20 protein-coding genes are annotated in these 22,197 nt (G+C 64.9%); 6 read left to right on the top strand and 14 right to left on the bottom strand.

Annotated features, from left to right (window positions below):
- Positions 1 to 27 precede the first annotated feature (27 nt).
- The 6 genes from MUB46_RS19090 (at position 28) to MUB46_RS19065 (ending at position 5,491) form a co-directional block, all read left to right on the top strand.
- Positions 28 to 1,032, top strand: a complete 1,005-nt coding sequence (locus MUB46_RS19090) for a TRAP transporter substrate-binding protein (RefSeq protein WP_261617552.1) — start codon at positions 28 to 30, stop codon at positions 1,030 to 1,032.
- 31 nt (positions 1,033 to 1,063) lie between these two features.
- The gene (locus MUB46_RS19085; protein ID WP_261617551.1) at positions 1,064 to 1,585 is read left to right on the top strand and encodes a TRAP transporter small permease; all 522 of its coding nucleotides are present in this window, start codon (positions 1,064 to 1,066) and stop codon (positions 1,583 to 1,585) included.
- The gene (locus MUB46_RS19080; protein ID WP_261617550.1) at positions 1,585 to 2,874 is read left to right on the top strand and encodes a TRAP transporter large permease; all 1,290 of its coding nucleotides are present in this window, start codon (positions 1,585 to 1,587) and stop codon (positions 2,872 to 2,874) included. Before MUB46_RS19085 ends, MUB46_RS19080 begins: the two co-directional genes overlap by 1 nt.
- 17 nt (positions 2,875 to 2,891) lie before the next feature.
- Positions 2,892 to 3,704, top strand: a complete 813-nt coding sequence (locus MUB46_RS19075) for an acetoacetate decarboxylase family protein (RefSeq protein WP_261617549.1) — start codon at positions 2,892 to 2,894, stop codon at positions 3,702 to 3,704.
- A gap of 38 nt (positions 3,705 to 3,742) precedes the next feature.
- Positions 3,743 to 4,279, top strand: coding sequence for a cupin domain-containing protein (locus tag MUB46_RS19070; RefSeq protein ID WP_261617548.1), 537 nt, complete (start codon positions 3,743 to 3,745; stop codon positions 4,277 to 4,279).
- Between the two features lie 63 nt (positions 4,280 to 4,342).
- Positions 4,343 to 5,491: a cobalamin-independent methionine synthase II family protein gene (locus MUB46_RS19065; protein WP_261617594.1), complete on the top strand. Its 1,149-nt coding sequence runs from the start codon at positions 4,343 to 4,345 to the stop codon at positions 5,489 to 5,491.
- A 288-nt stretch (positions 5,492 to 5,779) separates the two neighbouring features.
- Here the strand turns inward: MUB46_RS19065 and MUB46_RS19060 are convergent, their stop codons facing one another.
- The 14 genes from MUB46_RS19060 to MUB46_RS18995 all read right to left on the bottom strand — a co-directional run bounded on the left by MUB46_RS19060 (position 5,780) and on the right by MUB46_RS18995 (position 22,181).
- Positions 5,780 to 7,330, bottom strand: a complete 1,551-nt coding sequence (locus MUB46_RS19060; RefSeq protein ID WP_261617547.1) for a hydantoinase B/oxoprolinase family protein — start codon at positions 7,328 to 7,330, stop codon at positions 5,780 to 5,782.
- Position 7,331: 1 nt separating this feature from the next.
- A complete protein-coding gene (locus MUB46_RS19055) occupies positions 7,332 to 9,404 on the bottom strand; it encodes a hydantoinase/oxoprolinase family protein (protein ID WP_261617546.1) in 2,073 nt (690 codons plus the stop codon).
- Positions 9,401 to 10,183, bottom strand: a complete 783-nt coding sequence (locus MUB46_RS19050) for an IclR family transcriptional regulator (RefSeq protein ID WP_261617545.1) — start codon at positions 10,181 to 10,183, stop codon at positions 9,401 to 9,403. The genes MUB46_RS19055 and MUB46_RS19050 overlap by 4 nt, the downstream gene beginning before the upstream one ends.
- 1 nt (position 10,184) lies before the next feature.
- Entirely contained in the window at positions 10,185 to 11,471 is a 1,287-nt protein-coding gene (locus MUB46_RS19045) for a TRAP transporter large permease (protein ID WP_261617544.1), read from the bottom strand.
- Entirely contained in the window at positions 11,468 to 12,034 is a 567-nt protein-coding gene (locus MUB46_RS19040; protein WP_261617543.1) for a TRAP transporter small permease, read from the bottom strand. The genes MUB46_RS19045 and MUB46_RS19040 overlap by 4 nt, the downstream gene beginning before the upstream one ends.
- Before the next feature lie 98 nt (positions 12,035 to 12,132).
- Positions 12,133 to 12,522, bottom strand: coding sequence for a cupin domain-containing protein (locus MUB46_RS19035; RefSeq protein ID WP_261617542.1), 390 nt, complete (start codon positions 12,520 to 12,522; stop codon positions 12,133 to 12,135).
- Between the two features lie 2 nt (positions 12,523 to 12,524).
- Entirely contained in the window at positions 12,525 to 13,514 is a 990-nt protein-coding gene (locus MUB46_RS19030; RefSeq protein ID WP_261617541.1) for a TRAP transporter substrate-binding protein, read from the bottom strand.
- 535 nt (positions 13,515 to 14,049) lie between these two features.
- Positions 14,050 to 15,732 carry an FAD-dependent oxidoreductase gene (locus MUB46_RS19025; RefSeq protein WP_261617540.1) on the bottom strand — a complete coding sequence of 561 codons (1,683 nt, stop codon included), beginning with the start codon at positions 15,730 to 15,732 and terminating at the stop codon, positions 14,050 to 14,052.
- Positions 15,733 to 15,835: 103 nt separating this feature from the next.
- Positions 15,836 to 17,470, bottom strand: a complete 1,635-nt coding sequence (locus tag MUB46_RS19020; RefSeq protein ID WP_261617539.1) for a bifunctional 3-(3-hydroxy-phenyl)propionate/3-hydroxycinnamic acid hydroxylase — start codon at positions 17,468 to 17,470, stop codon at positions 15,836 to 15,838.
- A 39-nt stretch (positions 17,471 to 17,509) separates the two neighbouring features.
- Positions 17,510 to 18,529, bottom strand: a complete 1,020-nt coding sequence (dmpG, locus tag MUB46_RS19015) for a 4-hydroxy-2-oxovalerate aldolase (protein WP_261617538.1) — start codon at positions 18,527 to 18,529, stop codon at positions 17,510 to 17,512.
- Position 18,530: 1 nt separating this feature from the next.
- Positions 18,531 to 19,463 carry an acetaldehyde dehydrogenase (acetylating) gene (locus MUB46_RS19010; protein ID WP_261617537.1) on the bottom strand — a complete coding sequence of 311 codons (933 nt, stop codon included), beginning with the start codon at positions 19,461 to 19,463 and terminating at the stop codon, positions 18,531 to 18,533.
- A gap of 27 nt (positions 19,464 to 19,490) precedes the next feature.
- On the bottom strand, positions 19,491 to 20,273 hold the full coding sequence (locus MUB46_RS19005; protein ID WP_261617536.1) for a 2-keto-4-pentenoate hydratase: 783 nt from the start codon (positions 20,271 to 20,273) through the stop codon (positions 19,491 to 19,493).
- A 31-nt stretch (positions 20,274 to 20,304) separates the two neighbouring features.
- Positions 20,305 to 21,171, bottom strand: a complete 867-nt coding sequence (locus MUB46_RS19000; protein WP_261617535.1) for an alpha/beta fold hydrolase — start codon at positions 21,169 to 21,171, stop codon at positions 20,305 to 20,307.
- 77 nt (positions 21,172 to 21,248) lie between these two features.
- Complete coding sequence (locus MUB46_RS18995; protein ID WP_261617534.1) at positions 21,249 to 22,181, bottom strand: 3-carboxyethylcatechol 2,3-dioxygenase; 933 nt, start codon at positions 22,179 to 22,181, stop codon at positions 21,249 to 21,251.
- Between the last annotated feature and the right edge of the window lie 16 nt (positions 22,182 to 22,197).

The raw sequence follows: 22,197 nt of genomic DNA, 5'->3' as shown, positions 1-22,197 counted from the left end.
TGCACGATGGGACAAGGGAGAGACGCCATGCTGAAACCCGCATTTGCAATCGGAACCGCGGCCGCGCTCTGGGCGAGCGCAGTCGGCGCCCAGGAAACAATCGATCTGAAATTCGCCGTTTTCACGCCGGAGCAGGAGATCACCTACCAGGAAGCCATGAAGCCCTGGGCCGAGGCGGTCATGGAGGCCACCGACGGCAAGGTGAACATCCAGATGTTTCCAGGCGGCACTCTGGGCCGCGACGGCTCCAAGCAGATCAAGATGCTGAAAGACGGCGTCGCCGACATCGCCTTCATCATTCCCGCCTATAACCCGGGCCTGTTCCCCGACAATGCCGTGATCGAACTGCCGGACACCTCGGCAAATGCGACCGAAGGGTCGGTTGCCTTCTGGCGCCTGCTCGAGGGCGGGAATCTGCGCGGTTACGAGGACTTCGAGGTCCTGGGAATGTTCACGACAGCGCCGTACTCGATCCACGGTACGTTCCCGATCGAGACCATGGCGGACTTGAAGGGCAAGAAGATCCGCATCGCCGGCAAGCTGGAGCAGCAGTGCGTCGAGGCCATTGGCGCGGTGCCGGTCGGCATGCCGATCTCGAAGATCCCGGAAAGCCTTAGCCGCGGCGTCATCGACGCAACGCCGATGCACTATGCGGCGCTGCACGCCTTCGGTGTCGCCGGCGCCACGGATCACCACTATCACAACGTGCTCGGATCGCTTCCCTTCGGCTTCATCATGACGCGCGAGACGTTCGATGCGCTGCCCGAAGATGTCCAGGCGGTGATGCGCGAGAAGGGCGGCGAGGCGCTCGCACGCATCTTCGGCGCGGCGATGGATGCGGAAAACGCCAAACTGGTCCAGCAGACCATCGACGATCCCGACCAGACCGTTGTCGAGCCGTCCGAGCAGGACAGGAAGGACTGGGCGGAAGCCGTGTCGACCTGCGTCAACGCGTGGACGGCCGAACATGACAAGGGTGAAGAACTCCATCAGGCGCTGATCGAGCAACTCGAAGCCATCCGCGCCGAGTAATCTGGCGGCTCCTCCTACGAGACCGAGGCGGATGAATCTCGACCGCATACAAGACGCGAATGTCCGCCTCACCCGGGGCATCGCCCTCATCGGTCTGATCGGACTGCTGATCGTTGCCACCGCGACGCTTGTCGACGTGCTGTCGCGGTGGCTGCTCAACGCACCGATCGCAGGGGTCTACGATCTTTCGACACTCTTCATCTCGGTGACGATGGCTGCCTGTTTCCCCGCGGCACTGGCGAGCCGGCAGAATATCCAGGTGACGTTCCTGGCCGAACTTCTTCCAGCCAAGGTCGAACAGGTTCTCGACGTCGTTGCCGGCATTGTCACGCTCGCCTTCTTCGCGCTTCTCGCCTGGCAGCTCGCCGTCTATTGCGGTGAGCTGCTCGAGAGCGGTGAGACCTCGTTCATTCTGGAAGTGCCGATCGCGCCTTGGTGGATCGTCGTCACGGCGCTGTTCTTCCTCTGCATCCCGGTGCAGATCCTGGTGGTCTTCGTCGATGTCGCCCGTCTGTTCCGCCACAGCCCGGCCGTGAAGAAAGGTGCGGCGTGATGGATCCCATTACCATCGCCCTGATCGGCATCGGCTGCATGTTCCTGATGATCGTGGCGAAGGTCCCGATCGGGATCGCCATGGCGATGACCGGCTTTCTCGGTTACGCCTTCTATGACGGGGTGAAGCCGGCGCTCAGCATCCTCGTCTCCGAGCCTGTCGGCATCATTCAGAACTTCGAGTTCGCCGTAATTCCGCTGTTCCTGTTGATGGGCAGTTTCGCCACCGCGGGTGGGCTGTCGGCGGAGATCTACCGGCTCGCCTACGCATTCATCGGGCATCGGCGCGGTGGCCTGGCCATGGCAACGATGGGCGGGTGTGCCCTGTTCGGCGCCGTATGCGGATCGTCACCCGCAACGGCCGCGACCTTCGGGCGGGTCGCCCTTCCGCAGATGCTCCAGCGCGGCTACGCGCCGTCCTTCGCCGCCGGATGCATCGCCGCGGGCGGAACGCTCGGCGCGCTCGTGCCGCCGTCCATCATCATGATCATCTATGCGGTCCTGGCGCGCGTCCCGATCCTCGACGTCTTCATGGCCGCGGTCATCCCGGCCATACTCGCCGTCGTACTCCACGGGCTGACGATTGCCCTCTACACCCGCTACAACCCGGATGCCGGGCCTGCCGGAGAGAGGACGAGCTGGCGCGAGCGGCTGATCGTGCTGCGCGACAGCTGGGCGGTCATCGTTCTGCTATCGGCGGTTATCGGCGGCATTTACGGCGGCGTCTTCACCGTCAACGAAGCGGCCGCCGTCGGCGCGATGTTTGCGTTCCTGCTCGCCTTGTTCCGCCGGCGTCTGACCTGGACCACCTTTCTGGGCGCGCTCGGCGAGACGGCAGCCAACACGGCCGTGATCTATCTGATCATCTTCGGCGCCTCGATCTTCTCCTACTTCTTCACGATCACCGGTGCGCCGGCCGCGATCGTGACAGCGATCGGCGCGCTGGATGTGCCGCCGCTGGTGATCATTTTCGCGCTCCTGCTGATGTATCTCGCGCTCGGCGCCGTGTTCGAGACGGTGTCGGCGATGCTGATCACCCTTCCTTTCGTCCTGCCGCTTGTCACGGCGCTGGGCTACGACCCGATCTGGTGGGCGATCGTCAACATCGTGGTCATCGAACTGGGCATGATCACGCCGCCGATCGGCCTGAACGTGTTCGTGATCAAGGGAGTCGCGGACAACCTGTCGCTTGGCACGATCTTCAGGGGCGTATCGGTCTTCGTCGCCTCCGACATCGTCCGGCTGATTATCCTGACGCTGTTCCCCATCCTTTCACTGGCGCTCCTTTGATAGATCGGGCAGACGGAATGACCCAAGGCACGATCTTTCGCATGCCGTATGGCTTCGGGCCCATGCCCGGCCCGCGGCAGGGCCCCGACGGGAAGCCGCATGACTGGACGACGGGACCGCGAAGCTACACCGCGAGCGTCCGATTCCTGTCGACGCGAGACGCGCTCGAGCCGCTTTTGCCGCCGGGCTTCTATCTGGACGGCGATCCCGAGGTCGAGGTCCGCTATACCGAACTGACCGAACTCGCGTGGCTTGCCGGACGCGGCTATCGTTTGCTCGGCGTCTATCTGAAGGCGGGTTACAGGGGGCAGCGGGACACCGCGCGTGGGCAGTTCCTGTCGGTTCTGTGGGAGAATCTCGCCGATCCGATTCTGAGCGGCCGTGAGGAACTCGGGTATGCGAAGCTTCCCGCAGAGATCTCGGCACCGCGTCGCGTCGGCCGGACCGCCGAGGTCACTGCGTCCTGGATGGGATTTCCCTTCTTCCGCATGAGCCTCGAGGGGATCGAGGACGCCGCGCAAGCGCCGGCCGCGCCGCCGCCGAGCGACGGGGTGCTCCATTACAAGTACATTCCTCGGACAGGCGCCTTGGACGAGGCAGACTGTGCCTATGCCTGCCTTTCGCCCAATGTCGCGACGCATCGGCGCGTTGTTGCCACGCAGACGGCGACCGCGACGTTCGCTTTTGTCAGGGCCAACTGGGAACAGATGCCGACCCAGTTCCACATCGTGTCCAGACTGGCTGAGCTTCCGATCCTTGATACCTTGCCTGCCCGGATCGAAACGGCGATCGGGGCATCCGACCTCGGCAATCAGCGGAGGCTCGAGTGACTACGTGCGTTGAACGAAACAGAGAGGAGAATCGCGAAATGCTAGTTCCGGTCCGGCGGATCATCACGGAAACAACCGCTGAAGGTCGGTCGAGAATACTCTCGGATGGCCCAAGCCCGCATGCCGTCGAGACCGCGCCCCACAGGGGCCTGTCGAACCTGTGGGTCACGTCGTCGCCGACACCCGATCTTTCCGTGGAGGATGGCGCCGACCAGCCTGTCGTACTCGCGCCGTCCGGCGGCGGAAACATATTCCGGTTCTTCCAGCTTCCGCCGGCCGGCAGTCTCGACAATGATGCGGAAGGCCAGGCCGCGGCGCACGACGTCTTCGAGGCCATGGGGGCCGGATCGGCGCGGATCGCCAATGCACGCCATCCCAGCATGCACAAGACGGATTCACTCGATTACATCATCCTCCTCAAGGGGCGGGTGAAGCTCGTGCTCGATGAAGACGAGACCATCCTCGAGCCGTTCGACGTCGTCATTCAGCGCCAGACGAACCACGCCTGGGAGAACCTGTCCCCCGAACCCGCCTTGCTGATGGCGGTCCTTCTGGATGCGCCCGCTGATGCGTGATCCGGTTGGAGCCTGCGTGATGTGGCAGGCGCGCGAATCCAGAAGTCAAAGAAGGAGTGGTTGATGGCCAACATCCGATTCCGGACCACGCACGTGGGATCCTTGCCGCGCGGCGAGACGCTCGCCGGCATGCTGATTGCCCGTGAGGCGGGTGAAAAGGTTGATGCCTCTGCGTTCGACACGCTGGTGGACGAGCGCGTCGAAGAGACGTTGACCAGGCAGATCGAAGCGGGCGTCGACTGGGTCAATGACGGCGAGCAGGGGCGGGCCGGCTTTCAGACCTATGTCGCCGATCGGATGACGGGCTTCGGCGGGGAGTCCCGCCGCGAGGCGCCCCTCGACTATGAGCGATTTCCGACCTACGCCGCCATGGCGCGCCGCGGGATGGGCAATGTCGCGAAAGTCCGCGATGCGCCGATGGCGATCGGCGAGGTCGCCTACGAAAGTACCGCCGAGATCGAACAGGAATGCGCGCGCCTTGCCCGCCACCTGGCGAACCACGATCTGAAACCGGGCGACGCCTTCCTGACGGCGCCGTCGCCCGGCATCGTGGCGACGACCCTCCAGAACGCGCACTACAAGACCCACGACGATTATCTCAACGCGCTCGCTGGCGAGCTTCGCAAGGAATACGGGGCAATCCTCGACGCGGGCTTTGCCCTCCAGATCGATGCGCCGGATATCGCGATGGAACGCTGCACGTTCTTCAAGTCGCTTGATACCCCGGATTTCCTGGTGGCCGTCGAACGCCATCTCGAAGCCTTGAATGCGGCGATCGAAGGCATTCCGCCCGAGCGGATTCGCCTGCATTGCTGTTGGGGCAACTGGGCCGGTCCCCATGTCCACGATATTCCGCTTCGAGACGTGATCGGGATCTTCTATCGGGCCAACGTCGGTGCTTTCAGCATTCCGTTCGCCAACCCGCGCCATCAGCACGAGTACGAAGTCTTCCGGGAGTTTCCTTTCCCGAAGGAAGTGTTGCTGCTTCCGGGAATTGTCGACACGACCTGCAACTACATCGAACACCCGGAAGTCGTCGCACGCCGGGTCCTGGAAGCGGTCGGCGCCATCGGCGATGCCGAACGCGTGGTTCCGAGCACGGACTGCGGATTTGGAACCTTCGCGGGCTACGAATTTGTCGCCGAGGAACTGGTCTGGGAAAAACTCTCTGCCCTCAGAGAGGGGGCCGATATCGCCGCGAAACGGTTGTAGGCGTCCCGGGCACGAAGTCCTGGATAACGCCACCAGCGCGGTGGGCTCGTTGCCCCGGTTCAGCGATCTCGCCGTCGCATCGTGACCGCACCCCTGATGGCCGAGCGGCCGTGGCACGAAATGGCCGCGTTGGGTCCGCGTGCCACGGTTCCTTCGCGAACCACGTGACCTTTAAGCGAATGCGTGCCTGTCGATCGTGTTGCCAGCGGGGCGTGGCGGTATTGTCCCGCAAACACGGGGCGCGTCGTATTGATCGGTGCGATAGCCCCGTGGCGTATACCCGACTGGCTACCCGGCTCGGCCATAGCCTCCGCCGCCCGGGGTGATCATGAGCACCTCGTCCTCCGGCTGCATCTCGATCTTGCGCGCCTCCGACACTGCCTTGCCGTTGATAGCGAAATGTCCGGGCGTTCCCGATCCCCCACCGAACAGGCCTTCCGGGCCTTCCGTCAGGCGGGAGGGAATAGCGTTCAGAAGCCACGGTGATCCCGTGCGCATACGATAGCCGATGCGTTGGCCGTCGCCGCCGCGATATTTGCCCGGGCCGCCCGAGCCGAGTTCCAGCTCCTTGCAGGTGAACTCGATCGGAAAGGCGGCTTCCAGCACCTCGGTCGGCACCGCCGCGACGCCGGTCGGGTAGCAGATCGCCGAAAGGCCATCCTTGGTCGCGCGCGCACCCATCCCGCCGGAATAGTTGAACATCGAGCTGGTGAATGGCTGCCCGGCGCGATCGCGACCCTGTATCTGAATCGTCCAGACGGCACCTGAGCCTTCCGCGACCACGTTCTTCGGCGTGACATGGGCGAGCGCCTTCAGGATCGGAAAGGGCACGTACATGCCGACGACGTGCCGGGCATTCACAGGCACCGGGTACTTGGCATTGACGATGCACTCATCCGGCGCCGTCACACGAATAGGCGACAGGCTGCCGTAGTTGTTCGGCAGCTCCGGATTGAGCGTAGAACGCACCGCGAAGGTTGCGTAGGCGTGGGTGTAGGCCGGCACGACATTGATCCCGATCGGGCTCGGCCCCGACGATCCGGCGAAGTCGATGGTGATGTCGCCGGCCTCAGCGTCGATGGTCACGGCCGTACGCAGCGTGATGATCTCGCCGCTCGGTACGTCGAAGCGACTTTCGCCGGTATAGGTGCCGGAGGGCAGCTTCGAGATCGCCTCCCGGGTTGCCGTCTCCGAACGGGTGATGATTTCGTCAGCCAGCTCCTCGATGTCGGCAAGGCCGTAGCGATCGCACATCGCGTTGAGGCGCTCGGCGGCGATGTTGCCGCTCGCGACTTGCGCGCCGAGATCGCCGAACAGGGCATCCGGCGTGCGTACGTTCTGGCGCATGACCGCGTGCAGGGTCTCGTTCGGCTTGCCGGCCTCGTAGAGCTTGAGGACCGGGATCCAGAGGCCTTCCTCGTGGATGTCGCGGGCGCCCGAGCCGACGCCGTAGCCGCCGATGTCGGTATGGTGGATCGTGGAGCCGCAGTAGCCAATGATCTCGCCCGATCGGAAGATCGGCGTAAGCACCGTGATGTCGAAGAAGTGTCCTGCCGACATCCAGGGATCGTTGGTGATCAGTACGTCGCCGGGCTTGAGCGTCTCCGGCGGTATCGCCTTCAGGAGGTTTCGCGCCGCCGCGCCCAGAGAATTGATATGGCCGGGGGTCCCGGTCACCGCCTGGGCAACCATACGGGCGCGCTTGTCGAACAGGGCGTTGGCGAGATCGCCTGCCTCGCGCACGACCGGTGAGAAGGCGACGCGCTGCAGGGCACGCGCCTGCTCCGAGACGATGCTGATCACGTTGGACCAGAGAATCTCCAGTTCTATGCCGTCCATCTCAGGCTTCCTTCCTGCGGGCGATCAGGCTTCCGTTCTCGTGCAGGACGACACTCCAGCCCGGCAGAACGAAGGCCGTCGTTTCGCGTTCCTCGATGATCACGGGGCCGGCGATCGTTTGGCCGATCGCGATGGCCGAACGGTCGTAGACGGGAACGTCGACGGGTGTGTCGGCAAGATGCACGGGGCGCGTCCGCTTCGGCGCGGCGGGCTCGGTCGCGAAGGCGATTGTCGCCTCGCGTGCCGGTGGCTTTCCCTGTGCGACGACACGCCAGCTTACCACTTCCACGGACATGTCGGAGAGCTTGAGGCCATAGACCTTCTCGTAGGCGGTCTCGAAGGACTCACGAAGCGTCGCCGGGTCGGCGATCTTGCGCGGATCGTCCTCGAACTGGACGGTGATCTCCGACTGCTGGCCGACATAGCGCATGTCTGCTGCAAAGCCGAAGCGCGCCTGCGCAACGTCGAGACCGGCCTCGAGCAGCGCTGATCTGCCTTCCTCGATCATGGTGTCGAGGGTTGCGCCGAGGGCGCTCCAGTCGATGTCCCCGAGCCGGGCAAGCGCGCTGCGCACGAGGTCGATCTTGGCTGGTGTCACCAAAGTGCCGAAGGCCGACAGGACGCTGGCGAGGGGCGGGTAGATCACCATGCTGGCATCCACCAGTTCGGCGACTTTGCAGGCATGTACCGGGCCGGCGCCTCCGAAAGCGAGCATGGGCAGGCCCCGATAATCGACGCCGCGGTCGGTGGCATGCGCGCGCGCGGCTGCGGCCATCTGTTCGCAGACGACCTCGAAAACGCCGAGCGCCGCCTTTTCCGCCGAGACGCCGAGCTTGTCGCCCAGCGCCCCGAGCGCTGCGCGCGCGCCGTCGGCGTCGAGCTTCATGTCGCCGCCGAGGAAGTTGTCGGGATCGAGGATCCCGAGCACCACGTCGGCGTCCGTGATGCAGGGTTGTGTGCCGCCACGCCCGTAACAAACGGGACCGGGGTCCGAGCCAGCGCTGTCCGGCCCTGTTTTCAGAAGCCCGAGCGCATCTACGCGCGCTATCGAGCCACCGCCCGCGCCGATCTCTATCATGTCGATCGAGGGGACGGTGATCGGCATGCCGCTGCCCGGCTTGAACCGGTATCGGCGATCGACCTCGAACTCACCTGTAACGAGCGGTTCGTATTCGAGGATGAGGCAGGCCTTGGCGGTGGTGCCGCCCATGTCGAAAGAGATCAGGTTCGGGATATCGAAACGCCGGGCGAAATAGCTCGCCACCAGCGCTCCCGCGGCGGGACCGGATTCGATCATCCGCACCGGATTGCGGCCGGCCGTCGGCGCGCCCACCACGCCGCCGCTCGACAGCATGATCAGCGGCAACTGCGAAAAGCCGCGGTTCGAAAGTTCCTCGGTCAGCGCATTGAGATAGGGTCGCGTTATCGGCTGGGTGAACGCGTTGATCGCAGTCGTCGAGCTGCGCAGGTACTCGCGCATCTGCGGGGCGATATCGCTCGACAGTGAAACGAAGAGATCCGGCAGTTCCTCGGCGAGTACGCGGCCGACGACCTGCTCGTTTTCCGGGTTCTTGTAGGAATTCAGGAGGCATACGGCGACGGATTGGACGCCCTTCGCCTTCAGCTCCTTCGAGATGGCGCGAACCGCGTCCTCATCGATTGCCGCACCGATCCCGCCGTCGGCATATGTGCGCTCGGCGAGCGGGAAGGTCAGCTCCCGCGTGATCAGCGGATCGGCGAACTCGATCTGCGGATCATACATGTCATAGCGGTGCTCGTTGCGGATGTAGAGAACATCCCGGAACCCTTCGGTGACGATCAGGGCCGTCGGCGGGCCCTTGCGTTCGATCAGCGCGTTGGTGACGACCGTGGTCGCATGGACGATGACGTCGTCGACGTCACCGGGCTGAAGCCCGGCATGGTCCAGCACGAGATCGACACCTCGGAAGAACCCTTCCAGAAGGTTGTTATGGGTCGTGAGCGTCTTGTCGACGAAGCTCGCTCCGTCGTGGGAAACGAGTACGACGTCCGTGAAGGTTCCGCCGATATCGACCGCGAGCGCGTGGCGCGTCATACAGGGTACTCCGTGCAACCTAGATTCTCGGATATGCGTCGCGCCGCCTGCATGACCGACGCGAGAAGTGCTTCGGGTGGCCGGGCCGGAACGTGCTGCAGGGAGCCGGCCACCGTGATCGTCGCGATCAGTTCGCGATTGGCGCCGAAGATCGGCGCCGCCAGCGCATTGACGCCGACGAGCGTCTGTTCCGGCGCCGTCGCCCAGCCACGCTCCCGGGCTTCTGCGACTTCGGCTTCCAGCGTCGCCAGGTCGGTGTTGGTGTGTGGCGTCCACTGTGTCATCGGCTTGTCGCGTACCGCCTGCCAGAGGCTCGCCGACCCGAAGGCGAGGGCGACGCGTCCCTGAGCCGAGGAATGAAATTCGAGCAACGCGCCGGGACGGGTCACGATCTGAACCGGGGAGTGCGCACGCACGATATCGAGAACCCGCACACCGTCGTTCTCGATGCTCGACAGGGTGACTGTCTGTTGCGTTTCCTTCCGCAGCTGCACCATGGCGGCGCGGGCCTCGGTCAGAAGCTGCGTGGAGTCGGCGACCGCCTGGCCGATATGGAACAGGCGCAGCGTCAACCGATACTTCTCGGTGGAACTGTCCTGCGACACGTAGCCGAGCGTCTTGAGCGTCCGCAGGTAGCGGAAAGTGCGGGTTTTCGGAATGCCCAGTGCCTTGGCCAGTTCGGTGACGCCGATTGGTTCGCCGATCGCGGCCATCTTCTCGATGACCTCGAAGGCATGCTTCAGCGACTGGATGCCGGCCGGCGCGCTCTCCCCTGTCATCTCAGTTTCCCCCTTCCGCGATCAGGCTTGGCAGGAACAACGTCAGGTCGGGGACGAAGGCGACGAGCAGAAGCACTGCGACGCAGATGACGATCATCGGCAGCGCGGCGCGGCTCACGCCTTCGATCGGCACGCGGCCGATTGCACTGACGATGAAGAGACATAGACCGACTGGCGGCGTGATCATGCCGATCATCAGGTTCAGCACGACCATGACCCCGAACTGTACGGGATCGAGCCCGATCGTCTGAACCACCTCGATCAGGATCGGCATGACGAGGATCAGGGCGGCGAGCGGTTCCAGGAAAAGTCCGAGCATCAGAAGCAGCGCGTTGATCAGGAGGAGCAGCAGTGCGGGATCCTGCGTCAGCGATGTCAGACCCGCGGCAATCTGCCTTGGGACATTCTCGAAGCCGAGCACGAAGGCTGTCATCGATGCCATCGCGACGATCAGCATGATGCCGGCCGACAGCGTCGCTGTTTCGAACAGTGCGTTCCAGAAGGCTGCAAAGCCCATCGTGCGATAGAAGAAAACGGCGAGCAGCAGCGCATAGAGCGCTGCGATCGCCGCGGCCTCGGTCGGGGTGAAGATACCCGAGCGGATGCCGCCGACGATGATCACCGGCAGGAGCAGAGCCGGCGCGCCGCGGCGGAGCGAACGGCGGCGCTCCGCCTTCCCCAGCATCGGCGAAGGCGGATGTCCCTCGCGCCGCGCCTTGATCAGCACATAGGCGACGAGCGCCAGGCACAGGATGATCGCTGGGCCGATGCCGGCGATGAAGAGGTCGCCGATCGAGGTGCCAGTCAGGACGCCATAGAGGATCAGCGCCAGCGAAGGCGGTACCAGCGGCCCGAGGATCGAACTGGTGGCGACCAGTGCGGCCGCGTAGCGCGGATCGTAACCGTCTCGGCGCATGGCCGGAATCAGCACGCTGCCGAGCGCCGAGGCCTCCGCGGTCGCCGCGCCGCTGACGCCTGAAAACAGCATGCTGGCGACGACGGTCACGGCGGCAAGACCGCCGCGCACGCGCCCGACCAGCGTTTGCGCGAGTCTGACGATTTCATCGGTGATGCCGCCTGCGTTCATGAAGTTGCCGGCCAGCAGGAAGAATGGGATCGTCAGCAGTACGAACTGGTCGACGCCGGCGATCATGCGTTGCGGGAAAGCAATCAGGAGGTGCGTGTTGCCGGTCAGGTACAGGTACACAAGCGATGCGAGCCCCAGCGCCAGGGCGACTGGTACGCCGACCAGGAGAAAGGCCGCGAAGCCGGATAGATAGAAGATCACGGCGCGCTCCCCAATTCAGAGGGGGAGGTCGGCGGGGTTCCGCCCGCCAGCGCTTTCAGCGTGGAGAGCGTGTGAATGACGATGTGGACTGCGAGCAAGGCCATGCTGATCGGGATCGAGACATAGACCCAGAACAGCGAGAGATTTGCCGAGCCCTCTCCATGAAAGACGTCGGACCAGATGAAATCCGCCGCCGGCATGGTCTGGCCGCCGCTGAACACGGCGTAGCGCCAGCCGAAAACCACCAGGAAGGCCAGAAGCACCAGGATCGCGACATCGGCGATGAGGGTGAGTAGGGCGGCCGCGCGCGCCGGCAGCGCCTCGACGAGAATGCGCATCGCTGCGATCTCGCCGCGCTGATAGGCGACTCCGCAGGCCAGGAAGGAGACCCAGATAAGAAGATAGCGGCAGACCTCTTCCGCCCAGATCAGCGAGTTGTTCAGGCCGTAGCGGAAGAATACCTGAACGCACATCACCGCGAACAGGATCGCCATCATGGCGCCCAGCAGGGCGACCATCAGTGTCCTGTAGACCTTTGCGATACTGGTCAGTGTTTCCGTCATCTTGCTCTCGTCACCGCGGCGCCGTTGTCGGGCACAAAGCTGTCCTTTCGGCCGGCACGGTGCCGGCCGCGAAGGCGGCTGCCCCACGCCGAAGACGGTCAATTGGGTTCGAAGGTGCTCTTCTGATAGGTCACGAGGTGCAGGTAGTCCTGGCGAAGCGGCGAGAAGACGTCGAGGTTGAGGACCGTCTCGTCGCCGAGCACCTCGCCGCAATGAACGACATTCGGCGGAATGCGGACGAGGCCACCCTCCTCTACATCGACGGTCTCGTCGCCGATGTAGAAGCGCATCCTGCCCTTCACCACCATCACCAGCTGTTCCTCGGGGTGGCTGTGCGGACGCACCTCCATTCCTGGCTCCAGCCAGTTCATCACCATCATGGCCTGGTTGCCCCGGAAACCGGCCCGGGAGACCCCGGGCCGTACCTGCTCGCGGGGCAGGTCTTCCCAGCGGAAGGCTTGCGCCCCCTCGCTCTTTCCAGCGGTCATTGTCACGACCCCTTGCGGACGGCTTCGATGAACTCGACGATGATCGGGTCCTTGCCCGACCACTCCGTCACGACCGGCGCCGTCTTGTCCTGCATGGCCTTCAGGTCGTCGAGCTGGTTTATGGTGACGCCCTTCGCCTTCAGGGCCTCGGCCACCCGCGCCTCGTCTTCCTTGGCGAACTGGTAGTGCTTGGCGATGGTCTCGTGGCCGGCCTCGATCATCGCCTTCTGGATGTCCTCCGGCAGGGCGTCGAACTTGGCCTTGTTCACGACCAGCACACCCGGCCAGAAATAGTGGCCTGTGAACGTCACTTCCTTGGCGTTCTGGAACAGGTTTTCGGACTCGACGGAGGAGAGGTTGATTTCGACGGCGTCGATCACGCCGGTTTCGAGACCCGAGTAGACTTCGCCGTAGGGCATGCCGACCGGGTTCGTGCCGACCGCTTCCCAGGTCGCCTTGTGCAACGGGATCGGGACGATGCGGGTCTTCAGACCCTCGAAGTCGGCGACCGACTTCACCGGCTTCTCACGGCTTAGGAAGTGGCGCTGGCCGGCTTCGTAGAAGGAGAGGCCCTTCATGCCCTTGGCATCGAGGCTGTCGAGCAGCTTTTGGCCGACCGGGCCCGAGAGGACGGCCGACATGGAGTCGTAGGAGGGCACCACGAAGGGCAGCTGCAGCGCGTCGAACGCCGCCGCGCCAGCCGCCAGCGGGAAGACCGGCGCCGAAACCAGGGCGCCGTCGATCGTGCCGAGCTGCACGCCTTCCAGAAGCTGCTTGTCGTCGCCGAGCTGCCGGTCGCCCACCACTTCGATCGCAACCTTGCCGCCGGTCTTCTCCGCGACGGCCTCGGCGAACATCTCAACGCCGATGTTGAAGGCGTGCTTGCTGGAGGCCGCGTGGCCGATCTTGAAGTTGTAGTCGGCGGCAGACGCAGCAGCGCTCATCGCGCCGAAGGCAAATGCGCCGGCAAGAAGGGTGTGAAGAACCCGCATTGTTTGTTTCCTCCGGTGTTTCTCATTATGAAACATTGTTTCTAATTAAGATATAACGCAGTGTGCGAGGAGCGTCAACGCGACTGCTTAGTCGACTGGATTGATCGAAAATGCGGAACCGGGATCGACGAGCGTGTCGCTGCACACTGGCGCGACGGTGCGCGGTGCGAATGAACGGCTTCCGGCCGGGAATCCCAAGCGACAGTGCGCGTTTCGAGCTCGCCGATGGCTTGCTTCGCGACTGGCGCCTGATAGCGAAATCGTTCGCTTCAGTGGCCGGCGTGAGGGCCAGAATAGAGGCTGGCGCAGGAAGTACGACGAGGTGCGCCCGCATGGGGGATCGGGCACGGGGTGCCGATCTCGTTATTCAATCCCGACGGCGCCGCCGGCCCGCCATCGGGACAAGGCCGGGGAGCCCTGTCCTCAGCAGCTCCAGGGATGGGGGCTGGACCAATCCGACCGAACCCGCCCAGGTTCGAAGGTGATTTTCTGGGAGCGGGCCACGCGCCCCGGCACGCCTGGCCGCACCGAAGGGTCAGGCGTCTTTGATACCTGCGGCATGGATGGCCGCGACATAGCCGAATGTGATCGCCTGGCCGATGGTGATCCCCGGACCCGGATACTCGCCACCCATCATCGAGTTCATGTCGTTGCCGCAAGCATACAGACCGGGAATCGGCGCGCCGGCACCATCCAGGACTTGCGCATGGGTGTTCACGTCCAGGCCGCGGCAGGTGCCGATGTCGCCCTTGAAGACCTTGATCGCGTAGAACGGTCCCTTGTCGATCGGCGCAAGGCAGGGATTCCCGGGGTTGCCGGCATCGCCGAGATACCGGTTGTAGGGCGAGCCACCCTTGTCGAAGTCCGGATCCTGCCCTTGTGCGGCAGCCGTGTTGTAGCGGGCAATCGTCGCCTCCAGCGCGTCGGGGGCGATACCGATCTGTCGCGCCAGTCCGGAAATGCTGTCGGCCTTGATCAGATAGCCGGACCGCAGGAACTTCTGGCGCATCGCGAATTCCGGCGGGACCGGCCCGAAGGTGTATTTACTGAGGAACGTGCTGTCGGCGATCAGATAGGCGTTGTCGGCATTCTGCTTCAGCATGGCCTTGACGAACTCGTGGTACGAATCGGCCTCATTCGTGAACCGCTTGCCGTTGCTGGTGACCGCGATGAGCCCCGGTTTGGCGCGGTCGAACATCAGGTGCGGGAAATGGGCTACCGACCCGTCGTCGCGCGGCACCAGCGAAACGGGCGACCAGTAGGCGCCGTTGGAATTGCGGTCTGCGATCGTCCCGCCGACGGCTTCGGCCAGGGCGATACCGTCGCCGGTGTTGTCGGCGATGGCGGCCGACAACGGCTCCGGCGCGTCCGGAAGCAGGCGCTCGCGCATCCGCGCCGAGCCGGGGAAGCCGCCGCTCGCGAGGATGACGGCGGACGCGTTGATGACAAGGCGCTCGCCGGCGCGTTCGACCTCGACGCCACAGATCTGCCCGTCCGCCGTCAGCAGGCGGCGCGTCTCGGTCTCCAGCCAGATCGGCGTGTCCTTGCGCAGCAACGTCTTGTACAGGGCGGCAGCAAGGGCATTGCCGATCAGCAGCCGTGTGCCCCGCGGGTAGCCGCGCAGGCGGTCGCGAAAGTAGCGGAACACGATGCGGGCCGAATGCATGGCAGCCTTCGGAGAACGGCGCGCGGCGAGCAGCGCCTCAAGGTCCGCACGGTTGACCATCATCTTTCCGAACAGTCCGAACTCCGGAAGCGGCGGGCGAAGATCGTTGAACCGGTCGCCGAGTTCCCGGCCGTCGAACTCGGCAGGGTCCATCAGGCGCCCGCCCAGGCTCGATCCCGGCCGGTCGAGATAGTCCGGTCCGTAGGGGCGCGCCGAGAAGTGAAGGTCGGTGTTTTCCTCGATATACCGGATCGCCTCCGGTCCGCGCCGCAGGAACGCGTCCTTCATGTCGGCGCTCGCGAGATTGCCGACGACGGTATCGAGGAAGAGTCGGGCGTTCTCGTAGCTGTCTTCCACGCCGGTTGCGGCGAGATGCGGGTTGTTCGGAATCCAGACCGCGCCGCCGGAGACCGCGGCGGTGCCGCCGACATAGCGGCTCTTCTCCAGCAGGATGACTCGCCGCCCCTCGCTGGCGGCGACCGCGGCCGCTGTCAGACCGGCGCCACCGGCGCCCACCACGACGATATCGGCCGAATGGGAAGTCGCGTTCATCTTGGTCGCTTTCCTTCTGCGGGCATCGTGCCTTTCGGGGGGCTTCGAGACCGCCGCCGCGTGCCCGCTTGGCCGCCCGCCCGATTGGCTGCGCCCCGACTTGTTAGTTGACCGCGTGGAAGGCGTTCAACAGCGCGTTGCTGGCCTGGCCGACATCCTGGGGGCCGGCGATTCCGGCGACGAAGCGGTCGGGACGGAGAAACACCACGCTTCCATCGCCGCCCTGATCGGCGAACCATTCATGCAGGGCACCATCGGTATCACTGAGGACCTCGGTCCCCGGGAGGATGTTGCCCTGGAAGCCGCCGTGCTGCGTCTCCGGCACGATCGCGAAGAACCGCGCGCCGAGTTTCGACCAGCGTTCGCGCTCCTCGGGCTTCAGGAAAAGCTGTGGGTCGTTGCCCCAGGACAGGATGGCGATATCGAGACCGAGGACGTCGTCCAGCCTGCGGCGCGCGCCGTCGGCGTCGAGGACATTCGGCTGCGGAAACATCTTGCCGGTGGCGCTGCCCTGCACCTCGCCGCGGGCGGTCTTCATCACCACGCCGTCGCGATACCGCGGCATCGGCTTGAAGCGCATCTCGACGAAATAGCGTTTGACCGGCGGGATCGCGTTCATCAGCAGCCCGAGCTTGTCGCGCAGCCAGGATACGGTCTTGCTCGTCGGGGAGAATATCTTGCCGGCGGTCACCGACAGGTCGATCATAGCCTTGGCGTGATCGCGGCGTTCGACGCCATAGCTGTCGAGCAGTGCCTCGCGGGCTTCGCCCTTGGCGACCATCGCCAGCTTCCAGCCGAGGTTGGTCGCGTCGCGGATGCCGCTGTTGTAGCCCTGTCCCTGCCAGACCGGCATCAGGTGCGCGGCATCGCCGGCGATGAACACGCGGCCCTTCTGGAACTGGCGGGCGAGGCGGGCATTGTGGGTGTAGACCCGGCTGCGCATCACGTTGGCGTCCTCGGGACGCGGCATCACCCGGGCGAGCAGCTTGCGCACGCCTTCGTCCGAGCACAGCGTTTCCTCAGCCTCGGTATCGAACACCATGAACTCGACCCGCCGCTTGCCGTGCGGCAACGCGATCGAGACATAGGGCCGCTCTGGCACGCAGTGCAGGTAGGATCCGGGGCGCCCGATCGGATCGTCGTGCAGGTCGATCACGACCCAGCGCGTGGAATCCGTGACGCCCTCGAAGTCGATGCCGAGTTCTTTGCGGACCATGCTTCGCCCGCCGTCGCAACCTACGAGCCAGCGCGCCTCCACCTGGGCCGTCTTGCCGCCGTGGGAGATGTCGAGAGAGACGGAATCGCCCCGGTCCTGGAACGCTGTGACCTCGGCGCCCATCACGGTCGTCACGCTGTCGAAGCGGTCCAGGCCGGAATAGAGGATCCTGTCGACCATCGGCTGGATGAAGGAGTTGCGCCGCGGCCAGCCGAATACCCGAGTCTTCGGTTCGATCGAGGCCAGGATCTGGCCGTGCATCGTCACGAAGCGCATCTTCTGGTCGGGCGTGGTGTTGGCCGCGACCGCGTCGGCCAGACCGATCGCCTGGAAGCTTCGCAGGCACTCGTCGTCCATGCCGACACCGCGCGGGTAGTCGATGAGCTCGTCGCGTTGTTCCAGCACCAGCGTCGACACGCAGCGCGCACCGAGGAAATTCGCGATCGTCAGCCCGACGGGGCCGGCCCCGACGATGGCGACGTCCACTTTCTTCGGCAAACTGGTTTTCGATCTGCCCGCCATGGATCCTAATCTCCTATCGGGATGCCAATCCGGCCGACCTCAGCCTTTGACCAGGTCGAGGGCGACATCCACGATCATGTCCTCCTGCCCGCCCACCATCTTTCGCTTGCCCAGCTCGACCAGAATGTCGGAAGCGGGAATGCGGTGGTCGGCGGCAGCCTTCTCCGCGTGGCGCAGGAAGCTCGAATAGACGCCGGCGTAGCCCAGCATCAAGCTTTCCCGGTCGACCCGCACGGGGCGGTCCATCAAGGGCCTGACGACGTCGTCCGCCACCGCCGCGAGCTTGACGAAGTCGCAGCCGGTCTTGAGCCCCATACGGTCGAAGACGGCGATCATCGCCTCGATCGGCGCGTTGCCGGCGCCCGCGCCCAGCCCGGCGAGCGAGCCGTCCACCCGAACCGCGCCGGCGCGAACGCCGGCGATTGCGTTGGCAATGCCGTGATGCAGGTTCTCGTGGGTATGGATTCCGACCTCCGTCTCGGGCCTCAGCCCTTCACGCAGGGCTCCCACCCGCGCGGCAACGTCCTCGGGCAGCATCGCCCCGGCGCTGTCGACGACATAGACGCATTCCGCGCCATAGCTCTCCATCAGTCGCGCCTGCTCGAGCAGCAGCTCGGGGCTGATCATGTGGCTCATCATCAGGAAGCAGGCTGTGTCATATCCCAGATCCCGCGCCACGCCGATATGCTGGCGCGACACGTCGGCCTCGGTGCAATGCGTGGCGATCCGTACCGAGCGCGCCCCGACGCCATAGGCATCGACGAGGTCGTTGGCCAGGCCGATGCCGGGAACGAGGAGAACGGTCACCCGTGCCGTCTGCACCGCGTCGGCGGCGGCGGCGATCCAGTCGAGGTCCGAGTTGCTCCCAAAACCATAGTTGAACGAGCTGCCCGACAGTCCGTCGCCGTGCGTCACTTCGAGGGCGTCGACGCCGGCATCGTCGAGCGCGGCGGCGACCGTCCGTACGGTGTCGAGGGACATCTGATGGCGCAGGGCGTGCATCCCGTCGCGCATCGACACGTCCTGGATGTACAGCCGGTCGGGATTGGTAACGCTCATCTCAAGCCTCCTTGGCGCAGCTCTGCGCCCAGCGCTCCGCAACCGCCTTGGCCGCCGAGGTCATGATGTCCAGGTTGCCGGCATAGGCCGGGAAATGGTCGGCGGCGCCTTCCACTTCGAGGAAAATCGAGGTCTTCAGCCCGGCGACACGGCCGATGCCGGGAATCACCGCGGGGGCGTCTTCGGCGATCCGCTCGAACTGAACGTCCTGCTTCAACCGGTAGCCGGGGACGTAGCTCTGCACCGCCGCGACCATCTCCTCGACCGAGGCGCGGATAGCGCCTTCGTCGCCGCCCTGGCTCAGCGTGAACACGCTGTCGCGCATGATCATCGGCGGTTCGGCGGGATTGAGAATGATGATGGCCTTGCCGCGTTCGGCGCCGCCGACCGCCTCGATGGCACGGCTGGTCGTCTGCGTGAATTCGTCGATGTTGGCGCGCGTGCCCGGCCCCGCCGAACGGGAGGATACCGAAGCGACGATCTCGGCGTAGATCAGCCGGTCGACGACGCGATTGACCGCATAGACCATCGGCACCGTCGCCTGGCCGCCGCAGGTCACCATGTTCATGTTCGCCGCAGCAATGTGTTCGTCGATGTTGCAGACGGGCACGACATAGGGGCCAACGGCAGCCGGCGTCAGGTCGATCACCTGTTTGCCGTCGGCCTGGAGAACCTGCGCGTGGCCGATGTGTGCGCCGGCGGACGTCGCATCGAACACGAGGCGGATCGCGTCGTAGCCGGGCAGGCGGCGCAGCCCCTCCAGCCCCTCGTGCGTCACCGGCACGCCGCGCTCGGCGGCCATGCGCAACCCGTCCGACGCCGGGTCGATCCCGACCATCGCGCCCATTTCGAGCGTCTCGGAAGACTTGAGGATCTTGATCATCAGGTCGGTACCGATATTCCCGGAGCCGACGATCGCCACTTTCTGCTTCATTGCCTTCGTTCCCAACCCGATGTGCCTCTAGCCGGCGAAGCCGACGTGAAACGGCTCGAATCCCTGGATTTCGACCGAGAATTCGTCGCCTGCCGCTATCGGCACGACCGGGCCCAGCGAGCCTGAAAGAATGATGTCGCCTTCTTCGACCGGCCGCCCGATCGACGCCATCTTCCGCACCAGCCAGAGCACCGCGGTCAGCGGGTGGCCGAGACAGGCCGCGCCGAGCCCGAGCGAGGCCTGTGCGCCATTGCGGCTCATGATCATGCCGCACAGCCGCAGGTCGACGTCGCTGATCCGGCGCGGGCTCTTGCCCAGTACGAAACCACCGCCCGATGCGTTGTCGGCGACGGTATCGACGAGCCCGATGTTCCAGTCGGCGATGGCGCTGTCGATAACCTCAAGCGCCGGAACCGCGTAGGCGACCGCGCGGATCACGTCGGTCATGGCGGCGTCGGGGTCGGCCAGACCGCGGTCCATGACGAAGGCGATCTCTGCCTCAGCACGCGGCTGCATGAAGCGCGCCATGTCCACCGTGTCGCCGTCGGAAAACGCGTAGTCGGCCCACAGCACGCCGTAGTCGGGCTCGTCCACACCCATTTGTTTCTGGACGGCTTCGGCGGTTAGTCCGATCTTGCGGCCGACCAGGCGGCGGCCCCGGTCGAGCCACCGGCCGGTCACCGATTCCTGAACGGCCAGCGCGTCCTCGATCCGCGCCAGACCCATCGTTTCGCGCAGCGGCGCGATCTGACGCAGGTTCGAGCGGGCCTCGAACAGCGTCGCGGCCATATCCTCGATGCTCGTCGTCATACCTAGAAGCTCCTGCTGTCCCCGGTACGGCTCATCGGCCGAGGAGGAAGTCGATGTGCAGCGTGTTGAAGTGCGGCGCGTTCTCGAACTGCGGCCAGTGCCCGCAGCCGTTCATCACCTCGTAGCGCGCGCCGGGGATCATCCTGGAGATCATCTGCCCTTCCTCCGGTGTCGCCGTGGGGTCGTGCGAGGTCCACAGCACCAGCGTCGGCGCCGTGATTTTCGCCGTATCCTCTTCGGAGAGCATGTTGCGCTTGCGGGTCTCCATGTCCTGGAGGCACAGCACCCGTTCCATCGTCTCGACGTAGCCGGGCTGGGAGTAAATCGCGCGGCGCGCCTCGACGAGATCGTCGTTGACGTGCGCCTTGTCGTGCATGAGGAATTCCAGCCGCTCGCGGATCCGGTCGTAGTTCGGGTCGCGCACCGCTTCCATCGAAAGCCGGTGGATCCGCTTCATCACCTCGGGATGAGCCGTCCAGCCGCCCGACGTGTTGAGAACGAGGCGCTCGACCATCTCGGGATGATGAATGGCGATCCACGCCGCCACCCAGCCGCCCAGCGATTCGCCGGAGATATGTGCCTTGTCGCGTCCCAGCGCCTTGATCACGGACATCACATGGGCGCCGTAGGCGGGAATTTCATAATCGATGGTCGGCTTGTCGGACCAGCCGTGGCCGACCAGGTCGATCGACACGGTCCAGAAATGCGCGCCGTGCGCGGCCATGTTGCGGCTGTACGCTTCGGCGTGGCCGCCGGTGCCGTGAATGAGGATCAGCAGCGGCTTGTCGGGCGAACCCGACGAGAGATAGCGGGTCCTGATGCCGTCGGCATCGATATAGCCCTGGGAGAACGGAACCGCCGTCAGGTCGGTCCATATGGATTTATGCTGCGTTGTCACGACGATACTCCTGACGCAGTGGTCCGATGCGCTGCCGGGCGCGCGCGAAGGTGTGTGAATGGGGGGCTCGCCCCCGCTCAGGCAGGATCGGCCTTCAGCACGCCCATACCGGTCAGCCAGACGTTCATTGGCTCGTAGAACAGCTCTTCCGCCTTGTAGTTCGGCCCCAGTGCGGCGAGCGTCGCAAACCAGCTGCGCACCTCGTGGCCGCCGCGTCCGCCCGTTGCCGTGATCTCCTCGTCACTGCTGGCGTCGAGCGTGGTCAGGTCGCCGGAGAGGAAACCGTCCAGCAGTTTCCTGTCCCAGGCGGGATCGAGCGGAAGCGTCTTCGACGTGCCGGCAAGGACCTTCTCGCTTTCCTGAACCGCCTTGGATTGCCGCGCCACGCGCTGGGCGTGGGTCAGCTCACCACCGTTGATGAGGCGGTTGCGCACCTCCGGCGCGGCGCCGGCGAGCGCCGGCATGGGCGGATCGTGCGACAGCCCGCCCGAGCCGATAATCAGGATCCGCTCCGGACGCCGCTGCGCCCAGGCGCCGACGGCACGGCCGAGGGCGCGAACACGATCGAATGTCGGTCGCGGGGCGGCGGCGCAGTTGATGAACACCGGGATCAGGTTGGACAGGTCGTGCTTGGCCGACAGAATCTCTACCGGCTGCACCGCACCGTGATCGACTTCCATCTTATAAGAAATCGCCGTGTCGACTCCGTCGTCGAGGATGGAGCGCGCCAGATCCATCGCGGTGTCCTCGGGGATCGAGAGCTTGCCGGCCGCGGTGCCGAAATCGCCGATCGAGGTCGCCTGGATGCCGACGCAGAACGCGGGCAGAAGGTCATAGAAGAAGCCGTTGATGTGGTCGGGGTGGATGACGATCGTCAGATCCGGGGCCAAGTCGGCGACATAGTCGGCCGCTGCCGCGATCGCCGCGTTGAAGCGCTGTTCGATGCCGGGATCGGCGCGATTGCGCTCAAGCAGCGGACTGTGGGACATGCAAACAGACCCGACGATCATCGACACTTCTCCTTGT

It is taken from the genome of Microbaculum marinisediminis, from assembly GCF_025397915.1.
GTDB lineage: Bacteria > Pseudomonadota > Alphaproteobacteria > Rhizobiales > Tepidamorphaceae > Microbaculum > Microbaculum marinisediminis.
Note: the sequence above shows the minus strand (reverse complement) of the source record. Positions and strands in the feature narration are given on the sequence as shown.